Below are 17,625 nucleotides of genomic sequence, written 5' to 3' on the forward strand. Positions count from 1 at the left end.
CCCGCAACGCTAGACCCGATGTGCCACTCTCGCCACAAAAAAAACTGCATCCTTCTCCTGTAATGCTCAACGCTTAGTGGATCCTTTTGGGCCCACGGAATGCGGCACAACAAGGCCCTGTGCACCTCGAGGTTCGAAACGGACGGCCAGATAGACAAAGGGTATTGAAAACAGAGCCAGTAAGGATGTGATCACCCAAATACTGTGCCCACCGAACATACCGTAAATCTGCCCTCCCAACGTGGGCGATACCAGAGCACTACCGCTCCAGCACATCGAAAAAATGCCAAAGTACTGTCCGCTTTTACCTGATTGCGCGAATTGCATAACAAGAATATTGAGCGCTGGTAAAAATAAAATCTCTCCCAGTGTCCAAAGTATTGTTGAGAGCGATACAAAAAAAAGACCGGATCCAAATGGCAACATACCGAACCCGCATGCCAGAAGCACGCAGCCTGTTAAAATCTGCTGACGCACTCCCCAATGTTCAGTCCAGTGAGAAATCGGTACTTGCAGCGCTACGATCAATAATGCATTCAATGCAAATTGCCATCCAATGACGTTTGTACCAAACTGATAGTAGTCTGCAAGGTAGTTTCCGAGCATGCTATAAACAGGTTCGAAGGCAAGCCCGAGAAAAATAGTAGCAACCAGCAACCAACGAAACTCTCGTTTTTTGTAAGGGCTCTGCTGGCCGTTACTTGATGGAGTGCTTGCATATACCTGTACGGCGCGATGCAGAATTGTACGTGCAAACCATACAAGTCCTACAACCATAAATATGGCGCTAATGAAGAACAACCAACGAAAGTCAATCTGCGCCAGCATACCGCCCATCAAACCGGCGACTGCCATACCCAAATTTGCTGCAACGCGGTTCAACGCCTGCGTCCGTTGCCTATCCGAGACTTCGCAATACTCCATGATCAAACGTTGGTGCAGTGTTCGAACAGCACCGTCAAAAATCCCCCCCATCACCAACAGTCCAGCGAGTAGATATACGTCGATCACGAACCCTAATGAAGCCAGCGCAATACTACAGGCTGATAACAACAGAACAGTAAGACGTGCAGTTGGAAAAAAGTCACTCAATATCCCACCCGCTAGTGACCCCAACAAAAGACCTGCGCCGTACCCAGACAACATCCAACCGACCCACTCAATAGGCAAATCCAGCACCTGACGGAGATACAGCGCCATGAACAGTTTGACCATGGCACTCAGTCGATTGATGAAAATAATTGACGCGAGCACCCAAGCGACTGGACTGAAATACCTTACCCACTGCATCACTATGAATTTTAATCTAGTCATATAGACTATCCAAATTGAGATATACCGCGCCATTTATTCCCTCTGAGGCATACGGAATATCTTTACGCGGACCGTTAGTTGCATCAAAGCAGTACTGCGCGTTCAACCCTCCCCGTTCATCTTCCACCAAGAGAGGATTATTTATTAAAAAATGTCGAGCCGATAGGCTTAGCGATGCAACACGGATAAGCAAACGCCAATCACCAAATTTATTTTTAGGAATAACTGCGCGCGCGCCAAAACGCTTTTTGTATTGAAATGTCCCCTTGGTCAAAAATGGCTCGCAGCCTTGAAAGTCAACACAGTCAATACTTGAGTTATGGGCCGCCCACTCTATGATTGAGTGATAGACAAAGCCTTGAGAACCATCAGTGCGATATATATCACACCCCTCTTTAACGCCTATCAGCCGAGCATTAAGTATTCGACTAGATTCATCAATTTGCGAAACACTCCCCGCGACCCACCCCTGAGTTCTGTACACGCGAAACAACACACCTTTTTTGAACAAGTCGGTATATGCCTCTGTTTCTTTCACACTTCGTGCAAGATCTCCATAACGATTCCTCATTGTTGGCAAATGCATCGAATGATAAAACTCGTAAAAATCACGATCCTCAACTGAGACGTTGTAATAAAATCCCTGCGCAATACATTGAGTTCTACGTTTTTCCTCTCTTCTGGATATCTGGCTCTTTATATGATCATACCCTCGCGAGACATCGACCTCCTGATGAATACGACATACACCAACAACATCAGTTTTACACACAAACTGGCTTATGGTCGGCACAGGCGCCATCATAACCACCAACTCGCTTTTGGTGCTCCTCAAAAAACGCTCAAGATCTTTCCACTCGAAGGTGCCCTGACTTACGATCGACGAGAGATCAAAGTAACATCCTTCTATAAAAGGCTCGATATAAACTAAACCCTCACTGACACCCACGTAGGTAATCTCAACATCTTCCCCTACTTTGGAAAGACCTCTCACGACTCGAAAATGGCATAATTTATCTATCGATATACTCATAGTCAAACTTTCCCATCACTAGCGAAAATACGCTAGCATTTCCTCGACCGTATTTACATAAATCAGTCCCTCATCAGGCACGCGCTTGTAATCTTGGCTCGAGTAGGTTCCTGAAGCATGTATGGTATATCCATCAACTCCCATTAACAGCCCCCGATCAATTGCGTTCAAGCATCCACTAATCGCCATAACTAATGACCACTCCTTAAGATCCCTTGGATCAGAGGGTAATCTCACCGGCGTCTGGGCTAATAGGTGGACGCACTCGCTATAGCGTTGCAAACATTCGTGAAGAGATACAACAATGCCTGAACCACCGCTTTGTTTTATCGCTGCACTCATCTCATCAGCAGTGGCAGGATGATGCGTGTAAAAAGTCGGCTCAAGAACCTCATTAGGGCTCCAGGTGGTCGCAGGGAAATGCGGGGACTCTGATTGCACCCACAGTCCGCCCGAGACGAGCGAATAGTTAGGCGTGGACATGCCTGAAAAATCACCGTCCAACACGTGCAGCACCATGTCACTTGTAGCCAAATGTTGAACTAACAAAAATAATGGGGATGCCACGGAATGATTGCTCTTCCTTAAGGCTTTTATTCCTGACAAATACCCTAATAGACCATATGCACTAGAGACAGCATGCACATGGACTGTCTTACGATCTACATCCCATGCGTCTCCGTATTCGAAGTCAAAAAAAGCTCGCGACTGATCGGAGAACCGGTAATTTTCAAGGCGTAGCGAATGCCATAATCTTAGTCCCGTACGCTCAACACCAGAAAACCCTTCCTTAAATTCCTGACCAACAGTCTTTACCCGCTCTGGTGAATCCGTATGAAGCACGAAGATTGGATTTAACTCCCGAAGCCTCGGATTTTCATATAGCTCGTTACGGCGAAGCTTTTCTACTGTCTGGACCGGAGTTAGCGTGACAATTTGCAACTGTTCTTCATGAACCAGCTTTGCTTGTAGTGCGCGCAACACCGCATCACGCAATGCAATAGCTTTATTCCCTGATGACGGTGAAAACAGTAAAATACTTTCTCCTGTCTTCTGAATATGCCGGACCGCACGGGCCACAATTAAAGTCGACGCCAGTGTTTTCGTCGTTTGAGTGTTTGGGTTACCCCTCAGGTCAAGCAACCGCAGGGGCACGCCGCCATACGTTCCAAGTTCAAAAAACTGTGCCGTTGCCACTGAAAGAAACTGACGCATACGCTCATCTAATATAGGAAGCTCCATTAAAGGCTCGAATTCGCCATTTAGACAAGACAATTCAAAGTCAGCAGCACTTTTCACAAGGAGATCATAATAGCGATCGAGAATGGCGACCCTTTTATTCTTATTGCCGTGCTCTTCTATTTTTTTTAACGCACCTAACTCATTAGCCTGACCCATCTTTAGCCTCCACAAAGTTTAAACACACTATGAAAGCTAGACGTAGCAATAGACCTTGTCGCCATAAAAATGAAAGCCAACGTCAAAAAGGAATCTGGCCACTTATATTGAGTGCTTTTGCCTACGCTTATTTGGGAAAATAACTACAAGCAATATTCTATATATCTACTACACGCATTCATCAGGACGCGCCACAAAAAAGGGCGAAGCCATAACAGCTTCGCCCTTTTCTATACCGCTCAGACCTTAATGGTGCTCGCGGGTCGCACGGAATTTCACATCCGGCCAGCGCTCTTCCATCAGCGCCAGGTTAACCCGTGTCGGCGCCAGGTAGGTCAGGTGACCACCGCCGTCGACCGCGAGGTTTTCCACAGCCTTATTCGAGAACTCTTCCAACTTCTTCTTATCACTGCAATCGATCCACCGGGCGGAGTACACGGTGATCGGCTCGTAGGAGCATTCGACCTTGTATTCCTCTTTCAAGCGGCTAGCGACCACATCGAACTGCAGCACACCGACGGCGCCGAGGATGATGTCGTTGCTGCGCTCGGGGAAGAACACCTGGGTGGCGCCCTCTTCCGCCAGTTGCTGCAAGCCTTGGCGCAGTTGCTTGGATTTGAGCGGGTCACGCAGGCGGACGCGGCGGAACAGTTCCGGGGCGAAGTGCGGGATACCGGTGAAGCCCAGGGCTTCGCCTTCGGTGAAGGTGTCGCCGATCTGGATGGTGCCGTGGTTGTGTAGGCCGATGATGTCGCCGGCGTAGGCTTCTTCGAGCTGTTCGCGCTCGGAGGAGAAGAACGTCAGGGCGTCGCCGATGCGCACGTCCTTGCCGGTACGCACGTGGCGCATCTTCATGCCTTTTTCGTATTTGCCGGAGCAGATGCGCATGAAGGCGATGCGGTCGCGGTGTTTGGGGTCCATGTTCGCCTGGATCTTGAACACGAAGCCGGTGAATTTCTCTTCGACCGGTTCCACGGTGCGTTCGTTGGCGACACGGGCCAGTGGGCGCGGGGCCCAATCCACCACGGCGTCGAGCACATGGTCGACACCAAAGTTGCCCAGGGCGGTACCGAAGAACACCGGGGTCAGTTGGCCGTCGAGGAACTCCTGCTGGTTGAACTCATGGCAGGCGCCCTGCACCAGTTCCAGCTGGTCGACGAAACGGTCGTACTCGTCACCCAGGTGGGCGCGGGCTTCGTCGGAGTCGAGTTTCTCGATGATCTTGGTTTCGGTGCGTTCGTGACCGTGGCCGGCGGTGTAGACAATGATGTAGTCCTCCGCCAGGTGGTACACGCCCTTGAAGTCGCGGTAGCAACCGATCGGCCAGGTGATCGGCGCGGCTTTGATCTTCAGCACGGCTTCGATTTCGTCCAACAGCTCGATCGGGTCGCGAATATCGCGGTCGAGTTTGTTGATAAAGCTGACGATAGGCGTGTCACGCAGACGGCACACGTCCATCAAGGCGATGGTACGTGGCTCGACGCCTTTACCGCCGTCGAGGACCATCAGCGCCGAGTCCACCGCGGTCAGGGTGCGGTAGGTGTCTTCGGAGAAGTCTTCGTGGCCCGGGGTATCGAGCAGGTTGACCATGTGGTCGCGATACGGGAACTGCATGACCGACGTGGTAATGGAAATACCCCGTTGTTTTTCCATTTCCATCCAGTCGGAGGTGGCATGGCGGTCGGATTTGCGGGATTTCACCGTGCCGGCCACCGCGATTGCCTTGCCCATCAGCAAGAGTTTCTCGGTGATGGTGGTTTTACCGGCATCGGGGTGGGAAATAATGGCGAAAGTGCGGCGTTTCGCGACTTCGGCGGCCTGGTGGGTCATGGGAAATCGCCTGGCAGGTGAGTCAAAAAAGGGCGGCGAGTATAGCGCAAACCCCAGGGGCCGGACCACCGTTCACCCGATTAGGGGTGGCTAAATGCTGCCAAGTATGGAACCTTTTAAAAGGTCGAGACGTCCACTCCCCTGCTACCGCACTCGGAACAGGGGCTGATAAATCAGCAAGTTAGCCTGACGAGGCTGCGCTCATGGCTTGACCTCATGTCGTCTTACCGACATGACCAAGCTGCTTTTCGCGAACTCATTCGCCGACAGCCAGGAATGGCATTGCCGCTCGGAAATGTGTTCGCCGACAAAAGAAAAAAGGAGTCCGCCTGTGGCTATTCGCTATGGCAAAGGGCTGATAGGAGGAGCGGTTGTCGTCGCCCTCCTGGCCCTGCTGGTCCACTGGATCGGCATCAACACGATCGAACTGTACCGCGACGATTTGTTGTTTTACCTGCAAGCACACCTGATCCTCGTTCTAGTCTCCATGCTGGCCGCCCTTGTTGTGGGCATCCCCGCCGGTATCCTGCTCAGCCGACCGCACATGATCGGGCGCGCAGAACGCTTCATGCAGATCTTCAACATCGGCAACACCGTCCCTCCCCTGGCCGTACTGGCCATCGCCCTAGGCGTCCTCGGCATCGGCAGCGGCCCGGCGATCTTCGCGCTGTTCCTCGCCTCCCTCCTGCCTATCGTGCGCAACACCTACGAAGGCCTGAAAAACGTTCAAGGCTCGCTGAAAGAAGCGGCCACCGGCATTGGCATGACGCCACGCCAGGTGCTGTTTCGCGTGGAATTGCCCAACGCCGTGCCGATCATCATCGGTGGCGTGCGCGTGGCCCTGGCGATCAACGTCGGTACCGCGCCGCTGGCCTTCCTGATCGGCGCCAACAGCCTGGGCAGCCTGATCTTCCCTGGTATCGCCCTGAACAATCAGCCGCAATTGCTGCTCGGCGCCGCGTGTACCGCGTTGCTGGCCTTGCTGCTCGACGGCTTGGTGACACTGGCCAGCCGCCTCTGGCTGGAACGCGGGTTGCGTGCGTCTTAAGGAGCCGACATGAAAAAGCTGACACTGATACTGAGCTGCGTCCTGCTGTGTGCAGGTTTTGCGCAAGCCGCTGAAAAACCCGTCATCCGCATCGGCGCCCGGGTGTTCACCGAACAGACCCTGCTGGCCGAAATCACCTCCCAGTACCTGCGCACCAAGGGCTATGACACCCGCGTGACCGGCGGCCTGGGCAGCAACCTGGCGCGCAGTGCCCAGGAAAGCGGGCAACTGGACCTGATCTGGGAATACACCGGCGTGTCGCTGGTGGCCTACAACCACGTCGACGAGAAGCTCGACAGCGAACAGTCCTACGCTCGGGTGAAAGAACTCGACGCGAAAAAAGGCCTGGTCTGGCTCTCCCCGTCGCGCTTCAGCAACACCTACGCCCTGGCGCTGCCAGAGAAAGTTGCCGCTGAGCATCCCGAGATCAACAGCATCAGCGACCTGACCCAGGCCGTGGCGCAAGACGCCAAGAGCAACCGCCTGGTGGCCCTGGACACCGAGTTCGCCAACCGCTCCGACGGCCTGGCCGGCATGGTCAAGCTGTACGACATGAACCTCACGCGCAAAAACACCCGGCAGATGGACGCGGGCCTGGTCTACACCGCGCTGCGTAATGGCCAGGTGTTTGCCGGTCTGGTCTACACCACCGACGGTCGCCTGAACGCCTTCAAACTGAAGCTGCTGGCAGACGACATGCACTACTTCCCGGACTACACCGCCGCGCCCGTGGTGCGTCAGGTGTATCTCGACGCGCACCCGGAACTGGCCGCTGACCTCAAGCCATTGGCCGAGCTGTTCGACGACGAAACCATGCGCCAGCTGAACGCGCGGGTCGACGTCGACCATGAAAGCCCCTCCGCGGTTGCCGCCGACTTCCTGCGCCAACATCCGATCAACTAATAAGAGGAGAAGACATGGAATTCCTGAACGCCTTTTCCCATCTTGATTGGGCCCAAGTCCTACAACTGACCGGACAACACATCACCCTGGTGGGTATCGCCGTGATCCTCGCGATCCTGATCGGCGTGCCCCTGGGCATCCTGATGACGCGCTTCCCGACGCTCGCCGGCCCGCTGCAAGCCAGCGCCACGGTGCTGCTGACCGTGCCGTCCATCGCCCTGTTCGGCCTGCTGCTGCCGTTCTACTCCAAGTTCGGCCAGGGCCTTGGGCCAATGCCGGCGATCACCGCCGTGTTCCTCTACTCCCTGCTGCCGATCATGCGTAACACCTACCTCGCCCTCACCGGCGTGGAACCGGGTATTCGCGAAGCCGCACGCGGCATCGGCATGACCTTCGGCCAGCGCCTGCGCATGGTCGAGCTACCCATCGCCGTGCCGGTGATCCTCGCCGGTGTGCGCACCGCCGTGGTGATGAACATTGGTGTGATGACCATCGCCGCCACCATCGGTGCCGGTGGCCTGGGTGTACTGATTCTGGCTTCCATCAGCCGCAGCGACATGTCGATGCTGATCGTCGGCGCCGTGCTGGTCAGTCTCCTGGCCATTTTTGCCGACCTGCTCTTGCAATGGCTGCAACGCTCGCTGACTCCAAAAGGATTGCTCAAATGATCGAACTTCAAAACCTGTCCAAGACCTTCCAAAGCAACGGCAAGACTGTCACCGCCGTGAACGATGTAAGCCTGACCGTCAATGAAGGCGAGATTTGCGTGTTCCTCGGCCCGTCGGGCTGCGGCAAAAGCACCACGCTGAAGATGATCAACCGCCTGATCAAGCCGACCTCGGGCAAGATCCTGATCAACGGCGAAGACACCACCGACCTCGACGAAGTGACCCTGCGTCGCAACATCGGTTATGTGATCCAGCAGATCGGCCTGTTCCCGAACATGACCATCGAGGAAAACATCGTGGTCGTGCCGAAATTGCTCGGCTGGGACAAGCAAAAATGCCATGACCGCGCCCGCGAGTTGATGAGCATGATCAAGCTGGAACCCAAGCAATACCTGCATCGCTACCCGCGTGAATTGTCGGGCGGCCAGCAACAGCGCATCGGTGTGATCCGTGCCCTGGCGGCCGACGCGCCGTTGCTGTTGATGGATGAACCGTTCGGCGCGGTCGACCCGATCAACCGCGAAATGATCCAGAACGAGTTCTTCGAGATGCAACGTGCGCTGAACAAGACCGTGATCATGGTCAGCCACGACATCGACGAAGCGATCAAGCTGGGCGACAAGATCGCGATTTTCCGCGCCGGCAAGCTGCTGCAGATCGATCATCCGGACACCCTGCTGGCGCACCCGGCCGACGAGTTTGTGAGCAACTTCGTGGGCCAGGACAGCACCCTCAAGCGCCTGTTGCTGGTGAAGGCCGAAGACGCGGCGGACAATGCCCCTTCGGTAAGCCCGGAAACCCCGGTGGCCGATGCCCTGGAGTTGATGGACGAGACCGACCGTCGCTACGTGGTGGTCACCTGCGCCGAGAATAAGGCGCTGGGTTATGTACGACGTCGCGACCTGCACCGTCAGACCGGCACCTGCGGCCAGTACCTGCGCGAGTTCAACGCCACGGCGGCGTATGACGAGCATCTGCGCATCCTGCTGTCGCGCATGTACGAGTTCAACCGTTCGTGGTTGCCGGTGATGGATGCGGAGCGGGTGTTCCTGGGTGAGGTGACGCAGGAGTCGATTGCCGAGTACTTGAGCTCGGGCAAGTCGCGTGGGGGCAAGACCAGTATTGTTTCGCCTGCCGAAACTGCGTTGGCCTGATAGACCGCTATCGCGGGCAAGCCCGGCTCCCACAATGGACTGCATTCATCTGTAGGAATGCAATCCCCTGTGGGAGCCGGGCTTGCCCGCGATGAAGGCACCACAAATCCCCCTGATTTGCCCCATCCGGGGAACATCATTCCGTCACACCTGTCGGTTACATAAGTAGCTGCACGGGTTCGCGCGACGAACGCGTGCAAAAACGCGACATTTTTAGTTGATCTCAAGCCCCTCACGCCCTAAAGTTCGCGCCGAACGTCCATGCTGGAAACGATCCATCCGGCTCAAGTACTGACGACGAGACAGCAAGGCCAAGGGAAGCGGTTATTCCCATGGCCTTTTTGCTTTCGGCGACATGCCTTGGGAAGTAGGCGAACCAAAGTGGGGATACGGAGGACGTTCATTTGCACCCATTGATCAATTTAGTTTGCCCTTAGGAGTTCCCAGCATGTCGATCAACGTCGAAGATTATTTCGCGCGCGCCACTTTTGACAAAATGAAGGCGTTCGCCGACAAGCAAGAAACCCCGTTCGTGGTGATCGACACCGCGATGATCAGCCAGGCCTACGATGACCTGCGCGCCGGTTTCGAATTCGCCAAGGTGTATTACGCGGTCAAGGCCAACCCGGCTGTCGAGATCATCGACCTGCTCAAAGAAAAGGGTTCGAGCTTCGACATCGCCTCGATCTACGAGCTGGACAAAGTGATGGACCGTGGCGTCAGCGCCGACCGTATCAGCTACGGCAACACCATCAAGAAATCCAAGGACATCCGCTACTTCTACGAGAAGGGCGTGCGCCTGTTCTCCACCGATTCCGAAGCCGACCTGCGCAACATCGCCAAGGCCGCGCCGGGTTCGAAAGTGTATGTACGTATTCTCACCGAAGGCTCGACCACGGCTGACTGGCCTTTGTCGCGTAAATTCGGCTGCCAGACCGACATGGCCATGGACCTGCTGATCCTGGCCCGTGACCTGGGCCTGGTGCCTTACGGCATCTCGTTCCACGTGGGTTCGCAACAGCGCGACATCAGCGTGTGGGACGCGGCCATCGCCAAGGTCAAAGTGATCTTCGAGCGCCTGAAGGAAGAAGACGGCATCCACCTCAAGCTGATCAACATGGGCGGCGGCTTCCCGGCCAACTACATCACCCGCACCAACAGCCTGGAAACCTACGCTGAAGAAATCATCCGTTTCCTCAAGGAAGACTTCGGCGACGACCTGCCGGAAATCATCCTGGAGCCGGGCCGTTCGTTGATTGCCAACGCCGGTATCCTGGTCAGCGAAGTGGTGCTGGTGGCGCGTAAATCCCGTACCGCCGTCGAGCGTTGGGTGTATACGGATGTGGGCAAGTTCTCCGGCCTGATCGAAACCATGGACGAAGCCATCAAGTTCCCGATCTGGACCGAGAAGAAAGGCGAGATGGAAGAAGTGGTCATTGCCGGCCCAACCTGCGACAGCGCCGACATCATGTACGAGAACTACAAGTACGGCCTGCCGCTGAACCTGGCAATTGGTGATCGTCTGTACTGGTTGTCGACCGGTGCCTACACCACCAGCTACAGCGCGGTTGAGTTCAATGGCTTTCCGCCACTGAAGTCGTTCTACGTGTAAGACGGCTGCAGCTAAAAAACCCATGACAATTCATGGGTTTTTTTACGCCTTAAGAAAGGCTGCCTGCGCGCTCACGGTAGGCCTCTGCCATTGCTCTGATTTGCGGGTCGCTCGCCGCTGAGAGCGCCTGGTGCGCCGTGCGCAAAAACTTCAGATTCCCCCCCGCCAACGCTTTGCGCAACCACTCCAGCGCCGCGTCGATTTGACCCCTGTCGGCCAACACCGCCGCATAGCTGAACTGCCCGCGAAAATCACCGCCTTCGGCCGAGCGCCGATACCAGTCCACCGCCGCCTCCAGATCCTGCCCACAGAAGCGACCGTCTTCCAGATAACGCCCCAGCAGGTTCATCGACTTGGCATGGCCTTGTTCCGCTGCCTGGCGGTATAGGCTCAGCGCTTGTTGCTGGTCTTCGGCCACACCGCGCCCGGTCGCCAACAGGTTGGCGTAGTTGTATTGCGCCCAATCCAAACCGGCCTCGGCGGCCAAACGGTACTCTCGCGCCGCTGCCGTTTCATCCGCCGCACCACCCCAGCCATGCTCCAAACAACGCCCGGCCATATTGCGCGCCATCAAGTGCCCACCCTGGGCCGCGATCTGGAACCAGCGCAACGCCAGCGCTTCATCCCGCGTAATGCCACGGCCATCCAAGAGGATCTGCCCGAGCAGCGCCTGGGCATCGACCACACCCTCCTTTGCGGCCACCAGGATCGCCTGGGCGGCGCGCACGGGGGAATCATCGAGCATGCTTTGCAGTTGCTCGACGTTGAGCACTTCTTCACGGCGCAACAAGAAGCCCATGTCAGACCTCGACCCAGCGGCGCAACAGGTTGTGGTAGGTGCCGGTGAGCTGGATCAGTGCCGGGTGGTCTGGCACATCGGCGCTCAGTTGCTGGATCGCACCGTCCATTTCGAACAGCAGGGTACGCTGGCTGTCTTCGCGCACCAGGCTTTGGGTCCAGAAGAACGAGGCGTAGCGCGCGCCGCGGGTCACGGCGTTGACTTTGTGCAGGCTGGAACCGGGGTACAGCACCATGTCGCCGGCAGGCAACTTCACACGCTGCAGGCCAAAGGTGTCCTGGATCTCCAGTTCACCGCCGTCGTACTCCTCGGGATCGCTGAAAAACAAGGTGGATGACAAATCGGTGCGCACGCGCTCGTGGCTGCCTTTGGGCTGGCGCACGGCGTTGTCGATGTGAAAGTCGAAACTGCCGCCGGCGGTGTAGCAATTGAGCAACGGCGGGAAGACCTTGTGCGGTAACGCCGCCGACATAAACAGCGGGTTCTGCCACAAACGTTCCAGCATCGCCGCGCCGATTTCCTTGGCCAATGGGTGGCCTTCAGGCAATTGCAGGTTGTGCTTGGCCTTGGCGGACTGGTGTCCGGCAGTGATTTTACCGTCGGCCCAATCGGCGGTTTCCAGGGCCTGGCGAATGCGCTGCACTTCCTCACGAGAGAACAGGCCGGGGATGTGCAGCAGCATGGGCAATACCTGAATTCAGAGAGGCGCCAATGGTATTGATTCTTATCCGCCCTGTAAAACGTCGGGACGGATGAGTTCGTAAAAACCGTAAGCAAAAAGTGTAAAGAATGTAAATTCAGTGCAATTAGCAATGTATCGCAATTGATAGAAATACTTGTTAACACTATATTCCGCGGCCTCACATCCTTGGGGAAAGGACACGTCATGTCGCGCACCACTACAAAAATACCTGCCAGTTCACCACGCATGCTGGCTTCGGCCATCGGCGTTGCCCTCAGCGCCAGCTCTGTCGCCCATCTGGCGCAAGCGGCCGAAGACACTGAACAAAAAGGCCAGCGCAACAGCATCTCCCTGGGCGCCACCAGCATTACCGGCGAAGAACAGGACAACACCTCCTACCAGGTCGAAAAAGCCTCGTCGCAGAAATACACCGCGCCGCTGGTGGATACACCGCGTTCCGTCACCGTGGTGCCGCAACAAGTGCTCAAGGACACCGCCGCCACCTCGCTGCAGGACGCCTTGCGTACTGTACCGGGCATCACGTTCGGCGCTGGTGAAGGCGGCAATCCCCAGGGCGACCGCCCGTTCATCCGTGGTTTTGACGCCCAGGGCGACACCTACCTGGACGGCGTGCGCGACACGGGCGGCCAGAGCCGCGAGATCTTCGACATCGAATCGATAGAAGTCAGCAAGGGCCCGAACTCGTCGTTCGGCGGCCGTGGCTCGGCTGGCGGCAGCCTCAACCTGGTGAGCAAGACCCCACAAGCGCGGGACTTCACCAACGGCGGCTTCACCTACGGTTCCGACCAGACCCGCCGCTATGTGCTCGACGTGAACCGTCAGTTCCTCGACGACAGCGCCGCGTTCCGCCTGAACCTGATGAGCCACGAACAGAACGTCGCCGGTCGCGACGCGATCAATTACGACCGCTGGGGTGTCGCCCCGTCGCTGACGTTTGGCCTGGGCACCCCGACCCGCGTCAACCTCAGCTACTACCACATGGAAAGCAACGACCTGCCGGACTCGGGCATTCCCTACGGCTACAGCTCGTCGACCGCCACCGCCCACGTGCATGACAAACCCACTGACGGCGGCGACAGCAACAACTTCTACGGTCTCAAGAGCCGTGACTTCCGCAAGACGCGCGCCGACATCAGCACGATCTCCGTCGAGCACGACCTGAACGACAACATGACCCTGAAAAACACCCTGCGCCACGGCAGCACCGGCCAGGATTACGTGCTGACCCAGCCGGATGACAGCCAGCGCAACGTCAATCGCTTCGGCACGGTGTGGCGTCGGGCCAACACCCGCGTGTCCACCACCACGACCACCACCAACCAGACCGACCTGTTCGGCAGCTTCCAGGCCCTGGGCTTCAAGCACAGCTACTCCACCGGCCTGGAATTCACCGGCGAAGAAACCCGTGTCAGCGGCTACACCGTCACCCCGAACAGCAACCCGACCTGCACCGTGGCCGCCGGCAGCCAGGGCGGCCAGTGCACCTCGCTGGGCAACCCGAACCCGGATGACGCCTGGAACGGCTCCATCGCCCGCAACTACATGGGCACCAACACCAAGGCCACCAGCCGCGCCGCGTATGTGTTCGACACCATCGAACTCGACCCGAAATGGCTGCTGAACGTCGGCCTGCGCTACGACACCTTCGACACCGAAGCCAATACCAACGCCGTGCCGACGTCCACCGTGCAGGCGCGCAGCAAGGTCAAGGACGACAGTCAGTTCTTCAACTGGCAGGCCGGCCTGGTCTGGAAGCCACTGGACAACGGCAGCATCTACACCTCCTACGCTACCTCGGCCTCGCCGGCCGGCGGCCTGGTGGGTGAAGGCGTGGACAACAACGCGATTCCGACCGGTATCAACACCAGCGACCTCAAGCCAGAAGAAACCGTCAACTACGAGCTGGGCACCAAGTGGGACCTGTTCCACAACCGCTTGTCGCTGTCGGCTGCGGTGTTCCGTACCGAGAAGAAAAACACGCGCATCCTGGTGGATTCCAACACCTACCAAACCGCAGGCGAATCCCGCGTAGACGGCCTGGAGTTGTCCGCCAGCGGCAAGATCACGGACCAATGGCAAGTGTTCGCCGGCTACAGCTACCTCAAAGCCGAGCTGGTTGACCCAGGCAAGAACGGCAACCGCCAGGGTGTCGTCACTGCCGGCTCCAACAAAGGCAATCAGATGCCCAACACCCCGGAGAACTCGTTCAGCCTGTGGACCACCTATGACGTGACCCCGAAGCTGACCATCGGTGGCGGCGCGTTCTACGTCGACCAGGTTTACGGCGATGCGGCCAACACCGTGTACGTGCCGTCCTACACCCGCTACGACGCCATGGCCAGCTACAAGCTGACCAAGAACGTCGACCTGCAACTGAACGTGCAGAACCTGACCGACAAGACCTATTACGACAAGGCCTACGCCTCGCACTTCGCCAACCAGGCGGCCGGTCGTACGGCACTGTTGTCCACCAGCTTCCACTTCTAAACAGCCACACCACGCAGCAAAAAGCCCCACGCATCGGATGCGTGGGGCTTTTGCGTGTAAAACAGAATGTTTCTCGACAAGCCACGGCATAATGCGCGCCGTGCCCTACATATCCGGATAGACGAGGCGGTCAGACGTGTTGAAGAAAACCCTGTTCCAGTTGCACTGGTTCTTCGGCATTACCGCCGGGCTGGTGCTGGCCTTGATGGGGATCACCGGGGCTGCGGTCTCGTTTCAGGATGAAATCCTACGGGCGCTCAACCCGAGCGTACTGACCGTGGAAAAACGCGAAGCCGGTGTATTGCCGCCCGCCGAGCTGGTGCGCAAGCTGGAAGCCACCGAAGGCCAGACCGTGGCCATGCTGTTCGTGGAGAGCGAAAGCGGCAACGCCGCCCGCGTGTTCTTCACCCCGCCGCCCGGCGAACGCCGTGGCCAGTTGCGCTATTTCGATCCCTACACCGGCGACTACATGGGCGACGTGGTCGGCCAAGAGGTTTTCGGCTTCCTGCTGCAATTCCACCGTTTCCTGGTGATGGGCGATACCGGGCGCAATATCACCGGCGCGTGCACGCTGATCCTGGTGTTCTTCTGCCTCTCCGGGTTGTACCTGCGCTGGCCGCGCCAAGTGGCAAGCTGGCGTGCCTGGCTGACCTTGGACTGGCGTAAAAAAGGCCGTGCCTTTAACTGGGACCTGCACTCGGTGTTCGGCACCTGGTGCCTGTTGGCGTATCTGCTGTCGGCACTGACCGGGTTGTATTGGTCCTACGACTGGTACAGCCAGGGCCTGACTAAACTGTTGTCCGACACCCCACAAAATGAACGGGTGCGCAAACGCGGCCCGGCACCCGAAGGCCCGGCGCCCGTAGCCAATTACGATGCGATCTGGAGCAGCATCTACAGCAACGCCGGCCCCGGCTTGAGTGCCTACAACATCCGCATGCCAGCTGTCGCCGGGCAACCGGCCACCGTGTACTACCTGCTGGACAATTCGCCCCATGACCGCGCGCTGAACCAGATCAACCTGGACCCGGCGACCGGCGAGGTGAAATCCCACGACCGCTACGCCAGCAAGACCCTCGGCTCGCAACTGCTGACCAGCGTCTACGCGCTGCACACCGGCAGCTACTTCGGCCTGGCAGGACGGATCATCCTCACGCTCAGCTCGGTGCTGATGCCGCTGTTCTTCATCACCGGCTGGCTGTTGTACCTGGACCGTCGTCGCAAGAAGCGTCAGGTGCGTGACGCGCGTAAAGGCCTCACGGCCAACGCCAGCGATGCCCCGGCCTGGCTGATCGGCTTTGCCAGCCAGAGCGGTTTTGCCGAGCAACTGGCCTGGCAAACGGCTGGCCAATTACAGGCGGCCGGCTTGCCGGTGAAGGTGCAATCCCTGGGCAGCGTCAGCCAGGATGACCTGCGCCAGTCGGAAAATGCGCTGTTCGTGGTCAGCACCTTCGGCGACGGCGAAGCGCCCGACAGTGCTCGCGGTTTCGAGCGCAGCGTGCTCGGCCAAGACCTGTCCCTAAAGGGCTTGAACTACTCGGTCCTGGCCCTGGGCGACCGCCAATACGAACACTTCTGCGGCTTCGCGCGGCGCCTGCATTTCTGGCTGACCCATCAGGGCGGCAACGCGCTGTTTGCCCCGGTGGAAGTCGACAGCGGTGACACCGCCGCCCTGCTGCACTGGCAACAACAACTGGGCCAGCTCACCGGCCACGCCCCGGCGGCCGCTTGGCCGACCGCCCAATACGAAAACTGGACACTGAGCCAACGCACCCTGCTCAACCGCGACAGCGCAGGCGCCGATGTCTACTTGCTGGGCCTCACCTCGCCTTCGCCACACAGCTGGCAGGCCGGCGACCTGGTGGAAGTGCTGCCGCGCAACTGCCCTTGGGCCATCGAGCACTTCCTGGGGGGCCTGGGCCTGGCCAACAGCGACGGTGTGTTGATCGACGGCATGGCGCATACCCTCGACCAGGCCCTGGCCACTCGCCAACTGCCGACGCATCGCGCTCACCTGGTCGGCCTGCACGCCCAGGCGCTGGTGGACGCGCTGGTGCCGCTGGGCATGCGCGAATACTCCATCGCCTCGATTGCCAGCGAGGGCGTACTCGAATTGATCGTGCGCCAGGAGCGCCACCCCGACGGCAGCCTGGGCCTGGGATCAGGCTGGCTCACCGAACATGCCGCCCTCGGCTCCAGCATCAGCCTGCGCCTGCGCCGCAACAGTGGCTTCCACCTGCCGCAAGCCCCCGTGCCGCTGATCCTGCTGGGCAACGGCACCGGCCTGGCCGGCCTGCGCAGTTTGCTCAAGGCGCGCATTGCCGACGGCCAACAGCGCAACTGGTTGCTGTTCGGTGAACGCAATATCAAGCATGACTTCCTCTGCCAGGACGAGCTGCAAGGCTGGCTGGCCAGTGGCGATCTGGCGCTGCTGGACCTGGCGTTTTCCCGCGACCAGGAGGAAAAAATCTACGTACAGGATCGCCTGCGGGAGTCAGCCGAAGTACTGCGTAAGTGGCTGAGCGACGGCGCGGCGATTTATGTGTGCGGGAGCCTGCAGGGGATGGCGACTGGGGTGGACCAGGCGTTGGTGGACATCCTTGGCAGTGAAGCCGTGGAGCGGTTGATCGAACAAGGTCGCTATCGTCGCGACGTCTACTGATTGGCAACTGTGGG

General features: G+C 57.9%; 13 protein-coding genes. 7 read left to right on the forward strand and 6 right to left on the reverse strand.

What is annotated here, in order from left to right; all coding sequences use genetic code 11:
- Positions 1-66: 66 nt before the first annotated feature.
- From ACP7BX_RS05510 to ACP7BX_RS05525, 4 genes are all read right to left on the reverse strand, one after another.
- Positions 67-1,314 carry an MFS transporter gene (locus tag ACP7BX_RS05510; RefSeq protein WP_426128132.1) on the reverse strand — a complete coding sequence of 416 codons (1,248 nt, stop codon included), beginning with the start codon at positions 1,312-1,314 and terminating at the stop codon, positions 67-69.
- Positions 1,307-2,347: a hypothetical protein gene (locus ACP7BX_RS05515; protein WP_269132850.1), complete on the reverse strand. Its 1,041-nt coding sequence runs from the start codon at positions 2,345-2,347 to the stop codon at positions 1,307-1,309. The genes ACP7BX_RS05510 and ACP7BX_RS05515 overlap by 8 nt, the downstream gene beginning before the upstream one ends.
- 18 nt (positions 2,348-2,365) lie before the next feature.
- Entirely contained in the window at positions 2,366-3,745 is a 1,380-nt protein-coding gene (locus ACP7BX_RS05520; RefSeq protein WP_426128130.1) for a DUF6002 family protein, read from the reverse strand.
- 246 nt (positions 3,746-3,991) lie between these two features.
- Positions 3,992-5,575, reverse strand: coding sequence for a peptide chain release factor 3 (locus ACP7BX_RS05525; RefSeq protein WP_033903366.1), 1,584 nt, complete (start codon positions 5,573-5,575; stop codon positions 3,992-3,994).
- 295 nt (positions 5,576-5,870) lie between these two features.
- Here ACP7BX_RS05525 and ACP7BX_RS05530 point away from each other — a divergent pair, with 295 nt between their 5' ends.
- From ACP7BX_RS05530 to ACP7BX_RS05550, 5 genes are all read left to right on the forward strand, one after another.
- Positions 5,871-6,623: an ABC transporter permease gene (locus ACP7BX_RS05530; RefSeq protein ID WP_426160809.1), complete on the forward strand. Its 753-nt coding sequence runs from the start codon at positions 5,871-5,873 to the stop codon at positions 6,621-6,623.
- 9 nt (positions 6,624-6,632) lie between these two features.
- Positions 6,633-7,526, forward strand: a complete 894-nt coding sequence (locus tag ACP7BX_RS05535; protein ID WP_426128126.1) for a glycine betaine ABC transporter substrate-binding protein — start codon at positions 6,633-6,635, stop codon at positions 7,524-7,526.
- A 14-nt stretch (positions 7,527-7,540) separates the two neighbouring features.
- A complete protein-coding gene (locus tag ACP7BX_RS05540; RefSeq protein WP_010213201.1) occupies positions 7,541-8,194 on the forward strand; it encodes an ABC transporter permease in 654 nt (217 codons plus the stop codon).
- The gene (locus tag ACP7BX_RS05545) at positions 8,191-9,348 is read left to right on the forward strand and encodes a betaine/proline/choline family ABC transporter ATP-binding protein (RefSeq protein WP_071491102.1); all 1,158 of its coding nucleotides are present in this window, start codon (positions 8,191-8,193) and stop codon (positions 9,346-9,348) included. Before ACP7BX_RS05540 ends, ACP7BX_RS05545 begins: the two co-directional genes overlap by 4 nt.
- 448 nt (positions 9,349-9,796) lie before the next feature.
- On the forward strand, positions 9,797-10,960 hold the full coding sequence (locus tag ACP7BX_RS05550; RefSeq protein WP_010213203.1) for a type III PLP-dependent enzyme: 1,164 nt from the start codon (positions 9,797-9,799) through the stop codon (positions 10,958-10,960).
- 49 nt (positions 10,961-11,009) lie between these two features.
- On the opposite strand, the gene ACP7BX_RS05555 is transcribed toward ACP7BX_RS05550, so the two are convergent.
- On the reverse strand, positions 11,010-11,759 hold the full coding sequence (locus ACP7BX_RS05555) for a tetratricopeptide repeat protein (protein WP_426128124.1): 750 nt from the start codon (positions 11,757-11,759) through the stop codon (positions 11,010-11,012).
- A 1-nt stretch (position 11,760) separates the two neighbouring features.
- Complete coding sequence (locus tag ACP7BX_RS05560; protein ID WP_033903362.1) at positions 11,761-12,441, reverse strand: Fe2+-dependent dioxygenase; 681 nt, start codon at positions 12,439-12,441, stop codon at positions 11,761-11,763.
- 204 nt (positions 12,442-12,645) lie between these two features.
- Here ACP7BX_RS05560 and ACP7BX_RS05565 point away from each other — a divergent pair, with 204 nt between their 5' ends.
- Complete coding sequence (locus ACP7BX_RS05565; RefSeq protein WP_314534564.1) at positions 12,646-14,949, forward strand: TonB-dependent siderophore receptor; 2,304 nt, start codon at positions 12,646-12,648, stop codon at positions 14,947-14,949.
- Positions 14,950-15,085: 136 nt separating this feature from the next.
- Complete coding sequence (locus ACP7BX_RS05570; protein WP_426128121.1) at positions 15,086-17,611, forward strand: PepSY domain-containing protein; 2,526 nt, start codon at positions 15,086-15,088, stop codon at positions 17,609-17,611.
- The last annotated feature ends 14 nt before the right edge of the window (positions 17,612-17,625 follow it).

The organism is Pseudomonas sp. DWP3-1-3b3 (genome assembly GCF_049896305.1).
GTDB classification, from domain to species: Bacteria; Pseudomonadota; Gammaproteobacteria; order Pseudomonadales; family Pseudomonadaceae; genus Aquipseudomonas; species Aquipseudomonas azotoformans_A.

What these genes read in the sequence shown, in the direction of transcription:
- ACP7BX_RS05510 (WP_426128132.1), bottom strand. Translation starts at nt 1,314, where the DNA reads ATGACTAGATTAAAATTCATAGTGATGCAGTGGGTAAGGTATTTCAGT.
- ACP7BX_RS05515 (WP_269132850.1), bottom strand. Translation starts at nt 2,347, where the DNA reads ATGAGTATATCGATAGATAAATTATGCCATTTTCGAGTCGTGAGAGGT.
- ACP7BX_RS05520 (WP_426128130.1), bottom strand. Translation starts at nt 3,745, where the DNA reads ATGGGTCAGGCTAATGAGTTAGGTGCGTTAAAAAAAATAGAAGAGCAC.
- ACP7BX_RS05525 (WP_033903366.1), bottom strand. Translation starts at nt 5,575, where the DNA reads ATGACCCACCAGGCCGCCGAAGTCGCGAAACGCCGCACTTTCGCCATT.
- ACP7BX_RS05530 (WP_426160809.1), top strand. Translation starts at nt 5,871, where the DNA reads ATGTGTTCGCCGACAAAAGAAAAAAGGAGTCCGCCTGTGGCTATTCGC.
- ACP7BX_RS05535 (WP_426128126.1), top strand. Translation starts at nt 6,633, where the DNA reads ATGAAAAAGCTGACACTGATACTGAGCTGCGTCCTGCTGTGTGCAGGT.
- ACP7BX_RS05540 (WP_010213201.1), top strand. Translation starts at nt 7,541, where the DNA reads ATGGAATTCCTGAACGCCTTTTCCCATCTTGATTGGGCCCAAGTCCTA.
- ACP7BX_RS05545 (WP_071491102.1), top strand. Translation starts at nt 8,191, where the DNA reads ATGATCGAACTTCAAAACCTGTCCAAGACCTTCCAAAGCAACGGCAAG.
- ACP7BX_RS05550 (WP_010213203.1), top strand. Translation starts at nt 9,797, where the DNA reads ATGTCGATCAACGTCGAAGATTATTTCGCGCGCGCCACTTTTGACAAA.
- ACP7BX_RS05555 (WP_426128124.1), bottom strand. Translation starts at nt 11,759, where the DNA reads ATGGGCTTCTTGTTGCGCCGTGAAGAAGTGCTCAACGTCGAGCAACTG.
- ACP7BX_RS05560 (WP_033903362.1), bottom strand. Translation starts at nt 12,441, where the DNA reads ATGCTGCTGCACATCCCCGGCCTGTTCTCTCGTGAGGAAGTGCAGCGC.
- ACP7BX_RS05565 (WP_314534564.1), top strand. Translation starts at nt 12,646, where the DNA reads ATGTCGCGCACCACTACAAAAATACCTGCCAGTTCACCACGCATGCTG.